At 61.6% G+C, this 19,268-nt stretch carries 13 protein-coding genes, 1 rRNA gene and 1 pseudogene; 2 read left to right on the top strand and 13 right to left on the bottom strand.

The genetic code is table 11. The features are described from left to right. Positions 1–126 precede the first annotated feature (126 nt). Positions 127–1,077 (top strand): LysR family transcriptional regulator, encoded by a 951-nt coding sequence (locus tag JNA92_RS21395; RefSeq protein ID WP_241806527.1) that lies wholly within the window; start codon positions 127–129, stop codon positions 1,075–1,077. Between the two features lie 358 nt (positions 1,078–1,435). Here JNA92_RS21395 and JNA92_RS21390 read toward each other — a convergent pair whose 3' ends face one another. The 6 genes from JNA92_RS21390 to JNA92_RS21365 form a co-directional block, all read right to left on the bottom strand. After that, positions 1,436–2,509: a hypothetical protein gene (locus JNA92_RS21390; RefSeq protein ID WP_241806526.1), complete on the bottom strand. Its 1,074-nt coding sequence runs from the start codon at positions 2,507–2,509 to the stop codon at positions 1,436–1,438. 112 nt (positions 2,510–2,621) lie between these two features. Continuing rightward, a complete protein-coding gene (locus tag JNA92_RS21385; RefSeq protein ID WP_241806525.1) occupies positions 2,622–2,822 on the bottom strand; it encodes a hypothetical protein in 201 nt (66 codons plus the stop codon). Beyond that, the gene (locus JNA92_RS21380; protein ID WP_241806524.1) at positions 2,819–3,451 is read right to left on the bottom strand and encodes a KilA-N domain-containing protein; all 633 of its coding nucleotides are present in this window, start codon (positions 3,449–3,451) and stop codon (positions 2,819–2,821) included. Before JNA92_RS21380 ends, JNA92_RS21385 begins: the two co-directional genes overlap by 4 nt. Before the next feature lie 544 nt (positions 3,452–3,995). Next, positions 3,996–4,280 carry a hypothetical protein gene (locus tag JNA92_RS21375; RefSeq protein ID WP_241806523.1) on the bottom strand — a complete coding sequence of 95 codons (285 nt, stop codon included), beginning with the start codon at positions 4,278–4,280 and terminating at the stop codon, positions 3,996–3,998. A 464-nt stretch (positions 4,281–4,744) separates the two neighbouring features. Continuing rightward, positions 4,745–5,323, bottom strand: a complete 579-nt coding sequence (locus JNA92_RS21370) for a recombinase family protein (protein WP_241806522.1) — start codon at positions 5,321–5,323, stop codon at positions 4,745–4,747. Positions 5,324–5,696: 373 nt separating this feature from the next. Then, a complete protein-coding gene (locus JNA92_RS21365; protein ID WP_241806521.1) occupies positions 5,697–6,812 on the bottom strand; it encodes a tyrosine-type recombinase/integrase in 1,116 nt (371 codons plus the stop codon). Between the two features lie 289 nt (positions 6,813–7,101). Here JNA92_RS21365 and JNA92_RS21360 point away from each other — a divergent pair. Next, positions 7,102–7,239, top strand: a pseudogene (locus JNA92_RS21360) (LysR family transcriptional regulator); the annotation flags it as partial. Between the two features lie 165 nt (positions 7,240–7,404). Here the strand turns inward: JNA92_RS21360 and JNA92_RS21355 are convergent. The 7 genes from JNA92_RS21355 to rrf form a co-directional block, all read right to left on the bottom strand. Then, entirely contained in the window at positions 7,405–7,896 is a 492-nt protein-coding gene (locus tag JNA92_RS21355; RefSeq protein ID WP_241806520.1) for an OmpA family protein, read from the bottom strand. 3 nt (positions 7,897–7,899) lie between these two features. Further along, a complete protein-coding gene (locus tag JNA92_RS21350; RefSeq protein WP_241806519.1) occupies positions 7,900–9,171 on the bottom strand; it encodes a diguanylate cyclase domain-containing protein in 1,272 nt (423 codons plus the stop codon). After that, entirely contained in the window at positions 9,168–9,734 is a 567-nt protein-coding gene (locus tag JNA92_RS21345; RefSeq protein WP_241806518.1) for a YfiR family protein, read from the bottom strand. Before JNA92_RS21345 ends, JNA92_RS21350 begins: the two co-directional genes overlap by 4 nt. A 107-nt stretch (positions 9,735–9,841) precedes the next feature. Continuing rightward, entirely contained in the window at positions 9,842–11,917 is a 2,076-nt protein-coding gene (recD, locus tag JNA92_RS21340; protein WP_241806517.1) for an exodeoxyribonuclease V subunit alpha, read from the bottom strand. Beyond that, positions 11,914–15,585 (bottom strand): exodeoxyribonuclease V subunit beta, encoded by a 3,672-nt coding sequence (recB, locus tag JNA92_RS21335; RefSeq protein WP_241806516.1) that lies wholly within the window; start codon positions 15,583–15,585, stop codon positions 11,914–11,916. Before recB ends, recD begins: the two co-directional genes overlap by 4 nt. After that, entirely contained in the window at positions 15,582–19,058 is a 3,477-nt protein-coding gene (recC, locus tag JNA92_RS21330; RefSeq protein ID WP_241806515.1) for an exodeoxyribonuclease V subunit gamma, read from the bottom strand. Before recC ends, recB begins: the two co-directional genes overlap by 4 nt. Positions 19,059–19,191: 133 nt before the next feature. After that, positions 19,192–19,268 (bottom strand): 5S ribosomal RNA (rrf, locus tag JNA92_RS26215); the annotation flags it as partial.

Here is a 19,268-nt window from a genome sequence, read left to right as displayed (position 1 = left end):
TCTCCTTGGAATTATTGTCAGGACGAGATCGCCAGCGCCGTGCAAACGCGAGGTGGCGTCATGGGGCTTTTTTCGAGTATAGATGTGCAAACATCCAACAAGAACGCACAAAAAAACCGGATCAACATGCAAAAAGACCTGACCTCCCTCAGTTCGCTGAACTGGGACGATTTGAAGTTCTTCCTCGAAGTGGCACGCACCCGCAAGGCCAGCAGCGCGGCCAAACGCCTGAGCGTCGACTACACCACGGTGTCGCGGCGCATCACTTCGCTGGAAGGTGCGTTGGGTACACTTCTTTTCGAGAAATCCCGGACCAATGGCTTTGTCCTGACTGCCGAGGGGCAGCGCTTGCTCGGTTATGCGGAGTCGATCGAAAGCACGCTGCACATGGCCTGCGAACAGGTGTCCGGTTCAGGCGTGGCGTTGTCGGGCCATGTGCGCATGGGGTGTACGGAAGGCTTCGGCAGCTTTTTCGTCACCCCGCAGTTGAGCCATTTCGTCGATGCCTACCCGGCGATATCGGTGGATATTCTGCCGCTGCCGCATTTCATCAGCCTGTCCAAGCGCGAGGCGGACATCGTCATCGCTTTGGAGCGGCCCGAGCATGGGCCGTATGTGTGCTGCAAGCTGTGCGACTACCGGCTGCGGCTGTATGCGACCCAGGATTATCTGGACAACCATGCGCCGATCGACCAGGTCAGCGACCTGGTTGGCCATCCGTTCATCAGCTATGTGGATGACCTGGCGTTCAGCTCCGAGCTGCTGTACTTGGCCAATCTGATTCCCAACGCCAGCGCGCACCTGCGCAGTACCAGTGTGATCGCACAGTACACGGCGGCGTTGCAGGGGCGAGGGTTGGCGATCTTGCCGTGTTTTCTGGCGGCGCAGGATGCGCGCCTGGTCACGGTGTTACCTGAGCAGATCGAGGTGACGCGACAGTTCTGGATGTATTGCCGGGAGGACTTGCGCAAGTTGAAGCGCATTACCCTGCTGTGGGATTACATCCGAGGGGTGACCGAGGCGAATGCGCCGTTGTTGATGGGGCAAACCCGCGAGATGCGCTTTGCCGAGGGGTGATGACAAGGAGTAAGGGTGCCTAATCCTACCTAGGCCGATGGTGCCGTGGCAACGACTTGTGACAGGGGTTGTGACAGCAATTGTGACACATGAGGTCACCCACTGGGGTAGGTGCTGCCTAGCCGCAGGCTCGCACTACTGCATTGATTCGGTTGTGCCCAGGTGCCGGATTGATTGCACGTTGGTAGCTCTCCGGTGGCGTGCTATCCATCGAGCTAGGAGGCCCCGTAGTGACACCTGCCACAAGCAGAAAAAGACAGATGCCCCCGTGTTGGTACATGGTGTCAACTATCCCGCCTTGGTGTCACCAGCAGGAAGGGCGTTACTGCCCCTCCCTCTTGTTGGCCAACGTCATGCGTTAGTGCTGGTACTGTGCCCGCTGTAGGCCGTCCAGTTCTTGCAGTTCCTCGCGGGTGATCGTGTCGTCATCGAGCTTTGCCATCAGGTCGGCAATGCGCTGGGCCTTAGCCTTACGCTCGGAGCGTTCCTCCAGCAGTCGAGCTTGTTCCCGCTTACCTTCCTCGGCCTTCTCCAGAGCATCGGCTTGACGCTTCAAGGCAGCGCCCAGGCGTTCGCAGTTCAACTCAAAGGCAGCGATGCGCACGGTGGCAGGTCGGCGCCCGTTTGCTTGGCTGATAAGGCCAGACATGGAGCATGCAGCCTCAAGCGCCTGGGTGTGTTTGACAGTCCAGCCAGCTACTACCAGGGCATCGGCATCGGTAGCGGACAGCAGAGCACCTTGCATCACCTCGAAGCACTCGCGGGCAGGTTGGCGCCAGTACAGGGCGCTTACCAGTTGCGGCATGGAGTCCAGCAGCTTGGCACCCAGAGCAGCACCACGGCCCTTGGCAAACAGCAACTCATGCACCAGTGGGCCTACAGGCTTCCAGGCATCGTAGTAAGTCGGGGTGATAGTGGTGTCTCGTCCGAAGTCGCTACGGGTCATCGAGCCTGCCAGTTGCATGAACAGCTCGGGCAAGTCCGGGGCGTACTGCGTCAGGTGCTTGTGCCACTCGGGGTACTCGTAGCCATGCAGGCCGGTCGGGTTCTTGAGCAGTGCACTGTCGGCTGCCTGGGTCTTGATGGCCTGGGCGTGTGCGGCGAGCCATGCGAAGGTGTTGCTGTACTGGTCAGGGTGCGGCAGATTGGCAGGCAGTTCGCCAGGGAGTCGGCCAGTTCGGTCGAGCAGCTCCAGGGCGATGCGTACCTCATTCTGTACCAGCCCCAATTGCTTGAGCTTCTGGTCATCCTGGGAGCGGCCTGGAATCAGCATAGAGCGCTTCTCTCGGAACCGGTGGCACACGGCGTCTACGGTGGCCGCTACGCCCTGCTGTTGGATGTCGGCCTGTGCCTGGGCCTTGGTGTAGGCGTTCAGCAGTTCGGTTGCTGGTGGTACTTTGATTGCGTTGATGAGTTGGGCAGAAATGTTCATTTGGTCTTAAGTCCTCGCTTGGATTGCGGACACGGGCACGCCTCCAGCAGCTCCGGGGAGCCACCAGATGAGCGCGTGTGCCGATGTGTATGGTTGGGGGGGGGATGTAAGGTTAGGAGTTGCGCTGTTTGATGCGCTGGCCTGTGTGTATGTCGTGCAGGTGATTCAGCATCTGGACACCTCGCTGGTCGGCGTTGGTGGTGACGCTTGTTACGGTGTCGAGCAAATAAGGCGCCCGTCCATTTACGGTGTCGTCTTCATCAGCTAGTGCCAGCTCGCCGCCGTAGTCGAACGTGCGCCGGTAGCCACTCATGCTGTCGCCTCGTTAATCTCGTTAGCGTTATCGAGCAGCCAGTGCCGTGCAGTCCGGGTTAGCGCCAGCTCAGTGCCGTAGTTCCCACGATTGCGACACTCGAAGCCGTGACGCTCGCCCAGGTGCGTTACTTGGTACACAGTGCGACGAGGGGTGTGCCGGATGCTCCAGAACCCGAAGCGCTGCCAGACGTAAGCGCGGGCCTTATCAGGATGGTCGATGCCACACAGGTAACAGGCAAGGTGCCATGGCATGGTGCGCCACCTGTCCAGGCGGTCAGCAGCTCGCAGCTTGCGGGCGTTGTGCTCGAACATGCTACGGTGCTGGGATGCCAGTTGTTCCAGGGCAAAGGACGACAACACAGCGTCATTGCGGACGGCTATGAAGGTGGCGATAACCATGCTGTAGAACTCGGTAGATACCCACATTGCATAGGCGATAGTTCCCGCCTCAGTTGCAAGGGTGAAACCGGCATCACCATTAACGCTAACGAAATTTCGTTCTCGCTCCAGGTGCCGCTTAGTCTCGTTATTCCATCGGCTAGGCTGCTTTGCCCTGGAGAGGCCCAGGACTCGCCACATATCAGTCAGGTTGTACATACCTTGGGTGTCAGGTACGAAAAGGTGCATATTCCCATTACCATCGGGCAATGAGATAGGGAGGTGCTTTGTAGTGGTCATTGGTTTCAATCTCTTTGTAGATTTCATGTGTGCAGATAACTTCTAGGTAGCGCACTCGGCACCCTGGGAGAACCAGGCGACCAAACCCAAAGAGACCAGGGCGGGAGTACGCTATCTAGAAGTTACATGCGGGGAGTAAGGAGTTGTAGCAGGGCCATGCCTGCTATCTCCTGTACTGCAACTTAAAGGCGGTATGCAAAATTGGAAGTTCTAGATAAGGACGCTAACGAGATTTCGTTACCGTTCACGACATGCAATTTTCATCTCGCTCCAAGTGCCGGTAGCTACTCAGTAACTGCGGCGAATCTTGGAGATATCAAGCTGCCCTTTGGTGCTGGTGGTTCCTGTCGGCTGGATGGCCTCTGGTGATGAGGCAAAACGGCCCGTTGCAGTAACGCCTATGGGCCCCCCGATGCCCCGAGGGCGTGGCTTGCTGGTCAGATCGGTGATACCTTCATGCAGTAGCTCTACTTGTCGGAGCATGGCTAGGCCCTCATGCTGGGACGGCTGGCACGATGTCAGCACCGTCGTTGGTTACAGCGATCCAGGCATCGGTAGGCTTGCTACCAGCAGCGGTATACATGACCGGCTTGGAATAGCCACTGACCATGATTACAGCACCGTAGCGCTTACCCGACTTGCTGGCCTCGTTGATAGGGTGCTTTGCGTTGCTTACATCGGTGCTCGGATAGACCGGCATGTTGTGCAGGGTGACACCGTACTTCTGTACGTCTTTGTGGGACTTCTGGTCACCGATGATGTTTGGAGCTTGGGCCATTGGGCACCTCCTACATTCTATATAAGGGAATCCCTCTTCCCTAGAAGGGAGAGAGGGAGAATAACTACTGGACACTTCTAGAAGCTACTAAGGCTACTAGGAGCTACTAGCCACCTCTAGGGCTACTAGGACACTCCTTTGCTACCTGTGGCTTCTCCTATACTGCAACTTAAATACCCATCGGGCTACAGGCCACGGAATACGCGGCCTACAGCGGTTTTGGTCATTATTTGTACAGCAGTCTCACAGTCTCCCGGTGTGAGACTTAATGACCGGATCGGCAATTCTGGTCACACTTGCCGGTATTGGGCTGGGAGCCTGGGCAGGCATCGGCGGGATATAGGCGAGAAGGCCCCAGGCGGACCCGTGGCGCGGCATTCGGCGGGCGGGCGTGCATTGGGCCAGGGCGGAAACTAAAAGGCCCCAGCGCGATGCCAGGGCCTCCAGTGCTTTCGGGTCAGACTTTATTCACCTGCCAGCTTCGCGCAGTGCCGCTTGACCGTGCGTAGTGACAGCCCCAGCAGGTCGGCTACCTCCTGCTGACTGCGCCCCGCTTCCCTTGCCTCCCGTACTTGCTCGGTCACATCGTCGGCCACTGGTCGGCCCAGCTTCACGCCTTGAGCCTTAGCCCTAGCCAGCCCTTCTTGGGTGCGCTCCCTGATGCGGTCACGTTCCATCTCTGCAATGACAGCCATGATCCCCATAGTCGCCTTGCCGGTAGTGCTGGTGAGGTCTATGTCTCCCAGGTCGAGAGAGATAACCCGGATACCCTGGGCGCCTAGGTCGCGCACCGTACTGGTAACGTCGATGGTGTCACGCCCCAGGCGGTCTAGCTTGAGCACTACAAGGGTGTCGCCTTCCTCCATTCGCTCCAGCAGTTTGGTGAAGCCTGGGCGTTCCATGGCTGGCACTGCGCCGCTGATAGTCTCTGCCACGATGCGCTTAGGGCTGATGTCGTAGCCCCTGGACTTGATAGCCTGGGCTTGGTTATCCGTGGTTTGTTCCTGGGTGGATACCCGTAGGTAAGCAAAGGTGCGAGACATGCTGTGTTACTCCATGGTGCCATCTAATGGTGACAAGAATATACACGGTGACATTAAGTGTCAAACCCTACTTTGATGTCACCACTTGGCACCCTGTTTCTTAGGTGACATAAACCGGATGATTGTTGGCACCACATAGCCGGGCAGTGACAGCACCAGGGCAAGGCCAGTTACAGCAGGCGGCATGCCCCCCTCCCCTTGGGCATCTCCCCACCTAGGGCGGACAGCGGACAGCAAGAGGCACCCCAGGCCCCTACCATCGCCAGGAGAAGGGCACCCCCTTGCATTGCCAGTGATTCGCAGGTGGCGGCACGGGGGAAGCTGGGCGCGACTACGGGCGGGAAACCCCTCACGGGTGCAAACCATTTTTGATTCAGGGCAGGTGATTGCTGCTGATAAGAAGTCCCTTGAGTACATCTGCGATGGTTTCAACGGGAACGCCAGAACCGTATGTATCGAAAGTAATCGTGCCAGAAGCATGACCCATCACAGCCTGAGCGTGAGTCGTCGGAACTCCTTTGGCTTGCATCAGCGAAGCCAGTGAATGCCGCAATGAATGGAAGACCAAGCCACGTTCATAATCATCCCCTAGGGCAGCCGGAATGGCGTGCTGGTTGACCCACTCGCCTGATGGCCTGTAACCAATCTGGGCTAGCGCCTCGCTCCCACTGCTGCGTGTTGCATCGACGTACCTTGAGAAGGCTGCTAGGTCGAAACCATAAGCACCATCAGTGAGTGGTACCAGTCGCTCGCTCTGCTTGTTCTTGATTGACTTCCCTTCCCCGGCTTCGTTGATGTGGATGGCAACAAGGCCAGACTCCGTTGTCACAACGTCACTTGTAGAGAGTTGGCATATTTCCTTCAACCGACCACCGGTGATGATCCCCAGGCTAAGCAGCCATCGCTTCCACGATGTTTCTGGAAGACTGGAGGCATACGCCATCAGCTTGCCTACCTGTGGCTGGGAGAACGCCTTACGGGTCGATTCAACACCCTTCGTTAGCTTCAACTTCTTGTCATAGGTCTTGGCTAGGTGTCCGTTCTCAACAGCCCAGGCAAAGACAGCCGAAAGTTTCACGATGAGTTTGTTTACAGTCGAAGGCATCCGACCTACTGACAGACGTTCCCTGAACGCTACAAGGTCTGCCCTGGTATGGTTCCTCAAATCCAACCCATCCAGATTCTCAGAAATCACCTTGTGACACAGGGTCGTCTCCTTCAAGGTCGTGGGCTTCTGGTCCCCGCCACGATAAGACATGTAAAGCTGCGCCAGCACCTCGAAGGTTATCGGGGCTGCAACTGGCTTCGTTGCCGTACTCATCACCTCACCATACGGTGCGAATTCCGGCATCGAGTTAACAGGCACGTTCCGGTACATGTCTCCCCAGTGACGTAGTGGGTGGCCGTCATCAGAAGACATAAGCGTGCTATTCACCAACGTCAGCAGATGCGCCCGCAGCTCGTTCCATGAGGCGTCGGGATGTTCCAAGTGGAATGCCTGAAATGATGACGTGAGGTGACCAGATGCTTGCATTGCCCATCTGCGATCAGTGGTCTTGAGGGAGATAGACACCGTGCGACTCACGCTGCCCGTCACGCGAAGGCGTAGGTAGTAAATGCCGTGGCGTCGGTAATGGTACGGACTCGCCAACCGGCAAGCTGGCCTCAAAGGTAGCGTGCGATTTGTGACAGCACTTGTGACAGGGTGCTCCTGTGGAAGGGTATTCATGGTGGTTAAGCCCTTGTAATCACTGGGTTAACCCTTTCCCTCTTTGTCGTTCTGGATGTATTGCCGGGAGGATTTGCGCAAGCTCAAGCGCATTACCCTGTTGTGGGATTACATTCGTGGGGTGACGGAGGCGAATGCACCATTGTTGATGGGGCAAACGCGTGAGATGCGTTTCGCTCAGCAGTAAAGGGGCTGCTCTGCAGCCCATCGCCGGCAAGCCGGCTCCCACCACGACCGCGCAGTTCTTCCGGCCTGCGCTTTACCTGTGGAGGCAACTGTCTTGCCCAATTTCTCAAAGCTGGCGCAGATCCATGTGGGAGCCGGCTTGCCGGCGATGAATGCAACGCGGATATCAGTAAGACGCCACCACAATCGATACCCGCCGGTTCTCGGTACGCCCAAGGCTGGTGCGGTTATCCGCTACCGGCTGAGTGCTGCCCAGGCCTCGGGTCTGAATGTTCTGGTTCGGCATGCCGATGCCGATCAACACCTTGGCCACACTCTGCGCCCGCCGCTCTGACAGCTGCTGGTTGTACGCCGCCTTGCCTGACGCATCGGTATGGCCGTCGACCCGCACGCCCTGAATGCCAACACCCAGCAACGCCTTGCCGATACGTTCGACAATCGCCTGGCTCTGGCCATTGAGGCTATCCACGTCACTGCCGAACAGCACCTTGCCCGACAGATCGAACGCCCAGCCCTCATCAGTGGGGGCAAACCCCTCGCGCTTGAGCACAGCGACCTGTTCGGCCGTCAGCCCTTTCCGGGGTGTGCTCTGGCAACCCGTGAGCGCCAGCAAAACCAGCAGCAAGGCGATGAAGGGAAAACGCAAACGCTGTATCACGGTTCAGCTCCTGTTCTTGATTTCAGCGGCGGACCGTTCCGTCTGCGCCGCGTGCCAGTGGCCACGGCGCATGCGCTTGGCCTGGTACATCGCCGCATCTGCGGCATCGAGGAGGCTGGCGGGGTCGTCGCCATCCTCCGGGTAATAGGCAATACCGACGCTGAGCGAGGTGGTGATGCTGCCCCCGCTGTCGAGCTGAATCGGCAGCGCCATGCTGCTGATGATCTTGTCAGCGATACGTTCAGCATCTGTGCGCGACTGCAGCGGTGTCAGCAGCACGGCGAATTCATCCCCGCCAAGGCGCGCCACCAGGTCATGCTCACGCAGTTGCGCCCGCACGCGGTCGGCGACGTTGATCAGCACCTGGTCCCCGACCGCGTGGCCGAGGTTGTCATTGATCCGTTTGAAGTGGTCACTGTCGAGGAACAACAGCGCCATAGGGTCTTGCTGCCGGGCGGCATTGCGCACGCTGCGGTTGAGCCGGCCCTCGAAGAACGCACGGTTGTGCAGGCCGGTGAGGCTGTCGTGGCTGGCCTGGTGGGCCAAGGTGGCGTTTTCGTTCTGCAGGTGGCCATGCCAGATTTCCAGTTCGTCCAGCAAAGCGTTGAAGTCATTGCCCAGTTCATTGAGTTCCGCGATCGGCGCTTGCGGCACACGGCGGTCGAAGCTGCGCTCGCGGCGGGCGGCGTGGGCGACGCTGGCCAGGCTACGCAGAGGGCGGACGATATCGCCGAGCATGCGCCGGGACAGGTACTGGGCGACAAAAGCGCTGAGGGCTGTGCAGAACAGGATGCCGCCCAAGCCGCTGAGCAGGAACAGCAGCAGGCTGCGGCCTTGGCCGACCAGCTCGATGTGCCCGACCTTTTGTTGCTGATGCATGATCGGCAGGTTGATGGGCTCACTCAGCAAGGCCCTTGCCACTTGCGCTTCCAAGGGCGCGAGCATGCCGTTGTCGTTGCGCTGCCAATGCGCCAACTGCTTACCGTCATTGTTGAACACCTTGGCATCGGCCACTTCTTCGGTTCTGGCAATCAGCTCCAAGGCCTCGTTGGCCGCGCCACTGTCGTCGAACACCACGGCGGCTTCGACGGTGTAATTGATCGAGCGGGCGATCAAGTGCAAGTTGTGGTTGGCGTACACACGCAAGGCAAGCACACCCAGCACTGTCAGCGAGATACCGGCAAGGCCGACGGCCAACACGGCGACGCTGAGGTGACCCCGGCTCAGTACCGAGCGCAGGGTCGGGCGGACGCCACTTTTTCTGCTCGCCCTCATGGTTGCACCCCCCGGCGCCGCGACAACTGCAGCACGCTGGGGTGAATACGCACGCCCGAGCGTGCCACAGAGTCGAGGTTGACCTCGAATGCAACCTGCTGGTCGCTGACCCGCAGGCAGAACAGGGTACCGACCGTACACGGGTCGTCGGCTTCACTGATGCTCAATACAGGGTGGTTACTGACGGCCTGGAACAACCGATCGCGCTGGCCTTGGTCGAGCTTGCCGATGTACACGGCGTCACACGCGTGGGCGATCTCCCGGTCATCAGCAAGCAGACGGCGCACTTGCAGCGGTTGACCGGAGTTCTGCAGGTTGCCTTTGATCAGGTCGTCGGTGTACTCGGTGGGGCCGACGAGGCACAACCGCAGCGGCACCGGTTCGACCGGCCAGCGTGCGTAACTCAAGATACCCAATACAACCTGAGTCACGGCCTCGGCACGCTGCTGGGCCTGCGCAGCAGTGGCCGAATCATCCGCATGAACAGGGCCGGCCAATAGCGCCAAGAGGGTCAGCAAGCGCGAAAGCGCACCGCCCGTCACACGTCTGCCAACCACTGTCATGTGGGAAATCTCTTAAATCCCTTCAGATGTGGCGCAACGATAGCACAACGCTGTCATCGCTGTGGAAGCGCCCTGTCACAGGGCACGGCAGCGCCCACAGCTATGCATCACACCTGCTCGAGCATCAAACCGGAGATACGCCGCACCCTGCGCGCCACCGCTTCTTCGAAGATGCCCTGCCGTGGCTCGACCAGGCTGAAGCAATGCTTGGCCCGGGTAATACCGGTGTATACCAGCTCTTTGGTCAGCACCGGATTGAGCGCATCGGGCAGTACCAACGCGGTATGGCTGAACTCAGAGCCCTGGGACTTGTGGACGGTCATGGCGAACACCGTTTCCACCTCGTTAAGCCGGCTGGGCAGCACGAAGCGCACCCCGCCACTGCCGTCGTTGCGTGGGAAGGCCACACGCAGCAGCGGCTCGCCCTGCTCGTCCGGCAAGCGCAGGGCGATGCCGATGTCACCGTTCATCAGGCCCAGACCGTAGTCGTTACGCGTCACCAGTACCGGGCGCCCTTCATACCAAGGCTGCTGGCTGTCGATCAGCCCGGCGCTGTGCAGCACTCGCGCCACCCGCTCATTGAGCCCTTCCACCCCCCAGGCGCCCCTGCGCACCGCGCACAGCAACTGGAAGTCCTCAAAGCTGCGCAGCACCTTGCCAGCCCACTGCTCCCAGAGCGGATCGTCGAAAGCACTGCCAGGCGCAGGACGATGCCGGCCAATGGTGCGCAGGTAGCTGCGATAGCCTTGTGGCCCATCGGCGCCGCGGTTCAGGCCGTCGAGTATCAGCCGATCAAAGGCGCGGTCGTGCTCGCCGCGCAGGGCCAGGCCGAATACATCGGCCGGCGGCATCGTCAACAGATCGCGGGCCGCCTGGGCTTGCTGGCGGTTGACCAGGCGCGCCAGCTGGCCGATGCCGCTGCCTTCGCCAAAGCGCCTGGAAAAACGCAGCATCACGACTTGCTGGGCCAATGGGTTGCGTTGCGCGTCGCCGGCCTTCAGCCCGCTCTCGGCCAGCGACTGACCGCCAATCTGCTCCAGCCATGCTTGGGTCGCGGGTGAATAGCAGCCCTCTTCCGCATCCCGGCACAGGTCGCCCAGCACCGCACCCGCCTCGACCGAGGCCAGCTGGTCCTTGTCACCCAACAGGATCAACCGGGCTTTGGGGGGCAAGGCATCGAGCAGGTTGGCCATCATTTCGAGGTCGATCATCGAGGCTTCATCCACCACCAGCACATCCAGCGGCAACGGGTTGCCCGCATGGTGACGGAAGTGGCGAGAGCCCGGGCGGCTGCCGAGCAGCCGGTGCACGGTACTGACATCGGTAGGAATCTGCCGGCGGACATCGGCACTGACCTGCAAACGCTCGACCTGCTGACCGATGGACTCGGTCAGGCGCGCTGCAGCCTTGCCGGTGGGCGCGGCAAGGCGAATGCGCAGTGGCCTGCCCTGCTCGACTGCAGGCGCCTGCAGCAAGGCCAGCAGGCGCACCACCGTGGTGGTTTTGCCGGTGCCCGGCCCACCGGTGATGATGCTGAAGCCGGCGCGGGTAGCCAGGGCACACGCCAGTTTCTGCCAATCCACCTGGCCGGCCAGAGCCCCCTCGTCGAACAACTGCGCCAGGCGCGCAGGCAGGTCTGCGGGGGTGGCCTCGTCTTGACCCAGGCGCTGGCGCAGGGTTTCGTCGATCTGCCGCTCGTAACTCCAGTAGCGGCGCAGGTAGAGACGTTCACCGCTGATCACCAATGGCCGGGCCTCATGGCCCGGGGTATCGCCAGCCGCCACCAGGGTGCTGGCGGCAATGCGCTTGCGCCAGGTGTGCAGGTCGAGGTTGGCGAGCAACTGGGACGGCAGCAGCAACGGCCCTGCCAGGGCATCGCCTTCCGGCGGCAGCGACAGGGCGAAATCCGGCTCGGCCAGGGTTTGCTGCAGGTCCAGGCAGACATGCCCGTGGCCCAGCTGATGGCTGGCCAAGGCAGCGGCCAGCAGCAACAGCGGATCGCTGCCGGGGGCGCGCTCTTCCAGAAAGGACACGAATGCACGGTCCAGCGCCCGCAACCAGCCGCGCTCAACCCAGCGGTCGAGCAGTTGCAGCAGGTCCGCGCTGTTGCGTTGTGGCGCCAGCGTCAGCAGGTGCTCGGCGTTCAGTGGCGTAGGCAAGAGGTCATCAAGGGTGCGACTCATGGCGCAGCTCCGGCGAACAGGTCCTGTTGTTGAGGCGCATGCACGCCACGGAACAGCGCATCGAGTGCTTCGATCAACTCACGTGGCGGCTTGGCGAAGTACACGCCGTGGCCGCTGCTGCTGGCGCCGCGCAAGAAGATGAACAGCGCACCGCCCACATGCTGGTCATAATCGTAATCGGGCAGCCGGGCACGCAACTGGCGATGCAGGGCCAGCAGATAAAGCACGTACTGCAAGTCGTAGCGGTGCTCCAGGATCGCCTTTTCCATGGCCTGCGTGTCATAGGCCTGGGTATCCGGGCCAAGCCAGTTGGACTTGTAGTCGGCCACGTAATAGCGGCCATCGAGCTCGAACGCCAGGTCGATGAAGCCTTTGAACATGCCGTTGAGCAGCGTCGGCTGAGCTGCGGGGCGCGCTGCACCTGGATGGGTGTGGCGGGCGACCAACTGGTCAAGCTGCTGGGCATCGACCTGATGGCTGGCGAACCAGAACTCCATTTCTATCTGATAGTGCTGCAACTGCGCCAACCTCAGGCTCATATCACGGGCAGGCAGTGGCTCGTTCAGCAGTTGCTGCAACCATTGGCTCAGTGTCGGGATCCAGCCGGTCCAATCGCGCCGGTTGCAGCGCTGGCCAACGGTGCGCTCGACCAGTGTGGGGTTGGCAGCGACCTCGGCGAAGCCTTCGCGCCCGGCCCACTCGAGCAAACCATGGAGGAAGGTGCCGGGGTTCGGCCCGCGCGGGAAGCGGTGGATGTCGCCGCCGTCGGCGGGCACCTCGCGGGGCAGCTGAATAGCACCCCCCTCATCGTCGAGCAATTGCTGGGCCAGGGAGCTGTCGGCACCCAGTGTCTGTTCACCCACCCGCAAGGCGCTGTAGGACGCGATCCACCAATGCTCCGCTGCTGCGCGACGAGGCTTGCGTGCAGGCTGCAGCTCGCGTTCGGCATGGGGCGTGCGGTAGCGCTGTTCGTCTGCCTCTGGCAGGCCGGGGCAGGCAATGTGCGGGCAGCCGGCCAGCAAGCTCTGCAGCCAGTCCGCCAGTTGCGCCGAGCCCTGCAGCGGTACACCGCCACCAAGCAGATAGCCGAGAGCGGAGCGGTGCAGCTGCGAGCTTTTCTGGTTACCGCGCTTGAGGTCGGCAACGCCCAGCCAGCATGCATGCTGGGCACGGGTGAGGGCCACGTAGAGCAGGCGCAGGTCTTCCGCGAGGCGCTCATCATCGGCCAAGGCAATCTGCGTCGGGTCGGGGGTCAGGGTCAGTTGCGCCTGCCCTTGGCTGTCGTGCCAGGCCAGCGGCAGGCGACTACCGTCGACCGGTTTGCTGGTGCAGATGAACGGCAGGTAGACCAAGGGGTATTCCAGGCCTTTGGATTTGTGGATGGTCACCACCTTGACCAGCTGTTCGTCGCTCTCCAGGCGAAGGATCTGGTCTTCACTGGCCTGGCCGGCGTTGGCCAAGTGCTCGGCCAGATGACGGATCAGCGCTTGCTCGCCATCCAGTTCGCCCGCCGCTTGCTGCAGCAGCTCCGCCAGGTGCAGCAGGTTGGTCAACACCCGCTCGCCGTCGCTGCGGGCAACGAGCGTACGCGGCAACTGAAAATCGTGCAGCAGGTGCCGCAACATCGGTAGTACGCCCTGGCGCTGCCAGGTGTCGCGGTAGCGGCGAAAACGCATGACCCAGTCCTCCCAGACCCGCTCGTCCTGGTTCAACTGGTCAAGCTCGGCCAGCGACAGGTCCAGGGTCAGGCTGGCCAAGGCGGCCTTGAGCAGGCGCTCGGAGTCCGGCTCGGCGCAAGCCTTGAGCCAGGCCAGCAGGTCATGCGCTTCCTGGGCGGCGAAGACCGAGTCCTTGTCGGACAGGTACACGCTGCGAACGTCACGGGCGGCAAGTTCGGCTCGCACCAACTGCGCCTCATGGCCGTCACGTACGAGAATGGCGATGTCTGAGGGCAGGCAGGGGCGCAGTTCGCCGTCAGCCTTGCTGAAACCGCTGTGGCCGCGCTGGGCACTGTTGAGCAGGGCGACGATGTGGCTGGCGCAGCTGGCCGCCAGTTGCTGCCGGTACAGTGTGCTGGAGACGGGGTCTTCGCTCGCCAATTGCCAGCACTGCAGGGCCGGGATTGCCTGGCCGTCGATCAACAGGCGTTCGCTGCGCCCCTTGGCGCGTACCTCGATGAACGGCAACGGGTTGTCATGGCCTTCGCGGAACAGGAAGGCGCCCCGCCCTTGCTCACGGGCTTCGGCCTGCAGGAACACCTGATTGACAGCGGCCACCATTGCTTCACTGGAGCGGTAATTGGTGTCCAGGCTGTGCAGCCGTCCGGCGGTGGCGCGCCGCGCGGACAGGTAGGTGTAAATGTCGGCGCCACGGAAGGCATAGATGGCCTGCTTGGGGTCGCCGATCATGAACAAACCGGTTTCCTCACGATTTTCGCTGATGCGGTAGATGCGCTCGAAGATGCCGTACTGAACAGGGTCGGTATCCTGGAATTCGTCGATCAGGGCTACCGGGAACTGTTCGCGAATCAGGCCTGCCAACCTCTCGCCGGCTTCACTGGCCAACGCATGTTGCAGGCGCAGCAGCATATCGTCGAAGCCCATCTCGGCGCGGCGGCGCTTTTCCACCTCGAAGCGCGCCGAAACCCAGGCGGCGGCGTGCTCGAGCAGGCGGGCATCGGGGCTGGCCAAGGCTTGTAGCTGTCGTGGCAGATCGTGCATGGCGTGCAAGGCCGGGTGATCTGGAGGCTCACCGATTTTCCAGGCTTCGGCCATGCCAGCCGGGGTCAGGCGCGTAAAGCCAGTCCCCAGGTCAAGCTCCACTATCTGCTCATCAGCAGCCCAGGCGCGTAACTTGTCGAACCAGGGTTCGAAGAAGCGCGCCTGCAGTTTGCGCCCGTCGACCTGCTTGGCGGCAACGGCGTCCCGGCAGATCTGTTGCAACTGCTCGGCCCACTGCGCCCATGGGGCTTTGAGTTGGTACAACTGATCGGCGCGCTCCAGCAGCGCTGCATCGATCAGCGCTTGCGGTTCTTGCTCATCCTGCTGGGCACGCACGCGACCAAACAATGGGCGGATCCGGGGCAACAGTGCATCGGGACTGCCCCAATGGCTGCGCACCCAGCCCAGCGCCGCGCCATGCATGCCGTAGCAGAAACGCCGCCAGTAGTCGCGCATGACCTGGCCAAGCAGGTCGCTGTGGTCGGTTTCCAGGCTCTGGGTGAACAGGCTGCCGCTGTCGAAGGCATGTTCGCGAAGCATGCGCTGGCACCAGCCATGAATGGTCGAGACTGCCGCTTCGTCCATCCACTGTACGGCGATCTCCAGGCGGTTGGCGCAGCGAGGCCAGTGCACCTGTGGATAATCGTCACGTAGCTGGTGCAACAGCGGGTCGGCTTCTGGCAGCTCGCCGCGAAAGAAGCGTGCAGCTTCGGCCAGGCGCGCGCGAATCCGCTCGCGCAGTTCCTTGGTGGCTGCATCGGTGAAGGTCACCACGAGGATCTGCGGTGGCAGCAGTTCGCGGGCAAAAGCGTGCTCGCCGCCATGGCCAAGTATCAGCCGCAGGTAAAGGGCTGAAATGGTGAACGTCTTGCCGGTACCGGCACTGGCTTCGATCAGTTGGCTGCCATGCAGGGGGAAACTCAGTGCCAGGGGACGGACCTGGGTCATGCGCCACTCTCCGGGTTGCCCAGCGTCTGCCAGGCTGCGCTGTATAACGGGCGGTACAGGGTTTCGCACCAGCCTTCAAAGGTTTCGTCGGCACTGAGTGCGGCGAAGTCACGAAATTGTCGGGCCAGGGCCAGGCTTTCGCTGCGCTCACCGAAACTGGTGCGGCCATCACCTTCGTAAGCACGCGCGGCTGCGGCGAGGGCTTTGTCAGGATCGTCCTGGGCCAGCCAGGCGAACGCTGTCTTGGCGGCAACCGGCAGCGGCGCATTCATTGCGGCCTGGCGTGACACCAGCAAATGGCCGAGCTGCTCAGCAGCTTGGTGTTGTGACAGTGGCGCAAGCAGCAAGGTGATGTCGCTGGCCAACAGGGCGCTATACAGCGGATAGCCTTCGGCGCACGCCGCCAGGTGCATGACCCAACTGGCGATCAGCCGGTGCCACTTGAGACTGTTACGCCCGGCGCTGAGGGTGTTGGGCACCGTGGTGATGCTCAACAGGCTTTGGTCGGCGGCCTGGTAGACCCGGCCAAGCCAGCCCTCCAGGCGATGACGGCCCTGTTCGAAATTGATCGGCAGCGCGCCCTCCACCACCTCGGGCCAGCGCTTCAACAATTGGCGATGGCGTTGCAGCAGGTCGGGCAGCGGCTGAATCAGTTCTGCCTGCAAAAGCTCACCGAACCCGGCCAACGGCAGCATGCCGCATGCCTGCAGCCGGCGCGCCTGGGCTTGCAGCGCATGCTCGGCGTTTTCCGGGGCGGCCAGCGCCGCCCCGAGCAGGCTTTCGCTGGCGCTGTAGCGCTGCAGGGCGTCGAGGACGAACGGCTCCTCATCTGGCGTCGGCGCCTCCAGCGCCTCGAAAAACACTTTCAGCCGCTGGCTGAAGAAGTGCCGCACCGGATTACGCAGAAAATCCTGCAGTTGTGTGAGCGTCAGGGCTTCATCGCCCACGTAGGGTGGCAGGCCAATGTCTGCCTGTTCGCCCTCATCGCTAACCTGGTGCAGCAGCTGCCATTCATGGGCGTAACTGAACAACGCGCTGCCTTTCTGGAAATAACGCGGGCTGAAGGGCTGCAGCGGGTGCTCTTGCGTCAACCCATGCAACAACTGCTCGCCCGCGTGCTGGCTGTCCCTGCCACCGGCCAGCCGCCAACCTGCAGCCAGGTGATCGCGCAGTTGGCCTATGAGCACGGACGCCGGACGCTCGCTGTTGTCGCGGATGCTCCGGCCGACCCAGCTGATGTATAGCTGATCGCGCGCGGACAACAACGCCTCGAGCAGCAGGTAACGGTCATCCTCCCGGCGCGAGCGGTCGCCGGGGCGGTAATCACTGGCCATCAGGTCGAAGTCCAGCGGCTGCTGGGCGCGCGGGTAATCGCCATCATTCATGCCCAGCAGGCAGACCACCCGGAACGGGATGGCACGCATTGGCATGAGGGTGCAAAAGTTTACCGAACCGGCAAGAAAGCGCTGGGACAGCTTGCCCTGATCCAGGCCCGACAACCACGCCTCGCGTATGACGGTGAGGGGTAGCACGTCTTGCAAGCCGACAGTCTCGCACACCTCCAGCCAGCTATCGCGCAGCTCCTGCAGTTGCATGAGCAGGAACTCGTCATGTTCGCCTTCTGCCAGGAAGAACACTTGCAACAACGCGTTCAGCCGCTCGCCCCATTGGGCAGCAGTGGCTGGCTGTGAGAGAGCATGGTTGGCTACATCCAGGGCGTCGAGCAACGCCACCAACGGGCCGATCAGCGCAGCATCCAGCCCGCCGATTTCGTCGTAGGGTTCGATACCGTCGCAGCCTTCCCCCATACCGACGGCATAACCCAACAACATACGCCGCAGGCCAAACCGCCAGCTGTTCTGCTCAAGGCCTTCGGGCAGGCCCAGGGCCGCTCGCTGCTCGGCATTGAGCCCCCAGCGGATACCGGCACCTTCGATCCAGCGGTGCAGCGTGGGCAGGTCGCTTTCGCGGATCCCGAAACGGGCTCGCACAGCCGGTACGTCCAGCAGATCGAGCACCTCGCTGACGGCGAAACGGCTGTCTGGCAGCTTGAGCAGATGCTCCAGGGCAATCAGCAAGGGATCCCGCCCGCGCTGGCCCTGATCGGTCAGGGTAAAGGGGATGTAACGCGGGTCGTTACGCTGTAGCTGGCCGAAAACGGCGCGGATATGCGGTGCATAGGTGTCGATCGCCGGGAGCATGACAATGACGTCACGCGGGCGCAGGGTGGGGTCGGCACTGAAGCGGGCCAACAACTGGTCGTGCAGGATCTCGACTTCGCGCTGTGGGCTGTGGGCGATGTGGAAGCGGATGGAGCGGTCTTTTGCCAGAACCACCTCAGGCCACAGCTCACGGGTTTCGGTAAGCGGGCGCAGTTCGAGGATATCGTCCTGCAGCTGCTTGAGCAGTGTCGTCGGCTCGCTTTCGCTGAACAAGTCGATGCGCCCGTCGCTGAATGCGCCCTGGTAGCTGCCTGGGTCGTCATAACTGTCGAGCAGGTTGATGTAGTCCCGCCCCTGTTTGCCCCAGGCGGCCAGCAAGGGGTGGGCGTGCTGGTGCAAGGACTCGTCATCCAGTTGCACGGGCATGCCCTGTTTGCGTTGCTGGCGCTTGTACTGGTGGCGCAGCAGATCCTTGTCGGCGACGATGTCCGCCCAGTGGTGGCGACAAGGGTTGTGCACACACAGCAATACCTGGCTGAAGCGTGCAAGGCCTGCCAGCGCTTCCAAGGCTTGGGCAGGCAGGGATGAGATACCGAATACGATTACCCGTGAAGGCAGGCCCGCAGGGGGCTGCTCAAGGCTGTTGATACGTTCGATGAACCGCTGGTGCACCCCTGCCCGGCTTTGGGCCATGCCTTGTTCACCCACATCCTCGAGCAGGGCCCGCCACAGCTCTGCCTGCCAGCGGTCGCCAGGCGCCAGAGGCTTGCGTTCGCCACGGGCCGTATTGAGGACGTGCTGCCCGGCTGCCCAGTCCTTCAGCCAGTCGGCACGATAGACCTGGTATTGGTCGAACAGGTCAGCGAGGCGCTCTGCAAGCTGATAGCGTTTGCGCAGATCGCCGTCGTCAGTGAGGAAGCGTCGCAACGGCTCGAAATGTGGGCGCTCGATCAACGCGGGTAGCAAACGCATGAGTCGCCAGGTCAGCGGGGCCTTGTCGAGCAGGGAAACTTCCGGGATTTCGTCACGCCCGAGGACTTTTCTGTACAACTGCCACATGAAGCTGCCTGGCAACTGCACTTCGATGGCAGCAGCGATCCCACAGCCGCCTTGGTCATCTTCGAGCGGGTCCTCGGCCAAGGCCAGCTTGAGCCACTGGGCGATGCCATTGCTCTGCACCAGGGCAATTTCGTTTTCCAGGGGGGCCAGCGGATAGCGCCGCATCCAGCTCACCACCAGGCTGCGCAAGTCGTCCAGGCGGTTGCCGTGCACGATCATGAAGCCGGGGTGGAGTGAAGTCGGGTTGGCCATTGATGGTTCTCTGGAAGGCAGTTCGGGCTGAGGGGGAACGATATCACGGCTAACCGCCGAGTCCGGGATCTGTGACAGCCAGAAAAGACAAAACCCCTACCTGCTCGCGCAGATAGGGGTTTTGCGAAATGAATCTTGACGATGACCTACTCTCACATGGGGAAACCCCACACTACCATCGGCGATGCATCGTTTCACTACTGAGTTCGG

The sequence above is a fragment of the Pseudomonas putida genome (genome assembly GCF_022627325.1).
GTDB classification, from domain to species: Bacteria; Pseudomonadota; Gammaproteobacteria; order Pseudomonadales; family Pseudomonadaceae; genus Aquipseudomonas; species Aquipseudomonas putida_X.
The sequence above is the reverse complement of the archived record's forward strand: the minus strand, read 5'-3'. Positions and strand labels throughout refer to the sequence as shown.

Coding starts and splice junctions, on each gene's coding strand:
- JNA92_RS21390 (WP_241806526.1), bottom strand. CDS start 2,509: ATGAACATTTCTGCCCAACTCATCAACGCAATCAAAGTACCACCAGCA.
- JNA92_RS21380 (WP_241806524.1), bottom strand. CDS start 3,451: ATGCACCTTTTCGTACCTGACACCCAAGGTATGTACAACCTGACTGAT.
- recD (WP_241806517.1), bottom strand. CDS start 11,917: ATGAGTCGCACCCTTGATGACCTCTTGCCTACGCCACTGAACGCCGAG.
- JNA92_RS21385 (WP_241806525.1), bottom strand. CDS start 2,822: ATGAGTGGCTACCGGCGCACGTTCGACTACGGCGGCGAGCTGGCACTA.
- recB (WP_241806516.1), bottom strand. CDS start 15,585: ATGACCCAGGTCCGTCCCCTGGCACTGAGTTTCCCCCTGCATGGCAGC.
- JNA92_RS21395 (WP_241806527.1), top strand. CDS start 127: ATGCAAAAAGACCTGACCTCCCTCAGTTCGCTGAACTGGGACGATTTG.
- JNA92_RS21350 (WP_241806519.1), bottom strand. CDS start 9,171: ATGAGGGCGAGCAGAAAAAGTGGCGTCCGCCCGACCCTGCGCTCGGTA.
- JNA92_RS21370 (WP_241806522.1), bottom strand. CDS start 5,323: ATGTCTCGCACCTTTGCTTACCTACGGGTATCCACCCAGGAACAAACC.
- recC (WP_241806515.1), bottom strand. CDS start 19,058: ATGGCCAACCCGACTTCACTCCACCCCGGCTTCATGATCGTGCACGGC.
- JNA92_RS21375 (WP_241806523.1), bottom strand. CDS start 4,280: ATGGCCCAAGCTCCAAACATCATCGGTGACCAGAAGTCCCACAAAGAC.
- JNA92_RS21345 (WP_241806518.1), bottom strand. CDS start 9,734: ATGACAGTGGTTGGCAGACGTGTGACGGGCGGTGCGCTTTCGCGCTTG.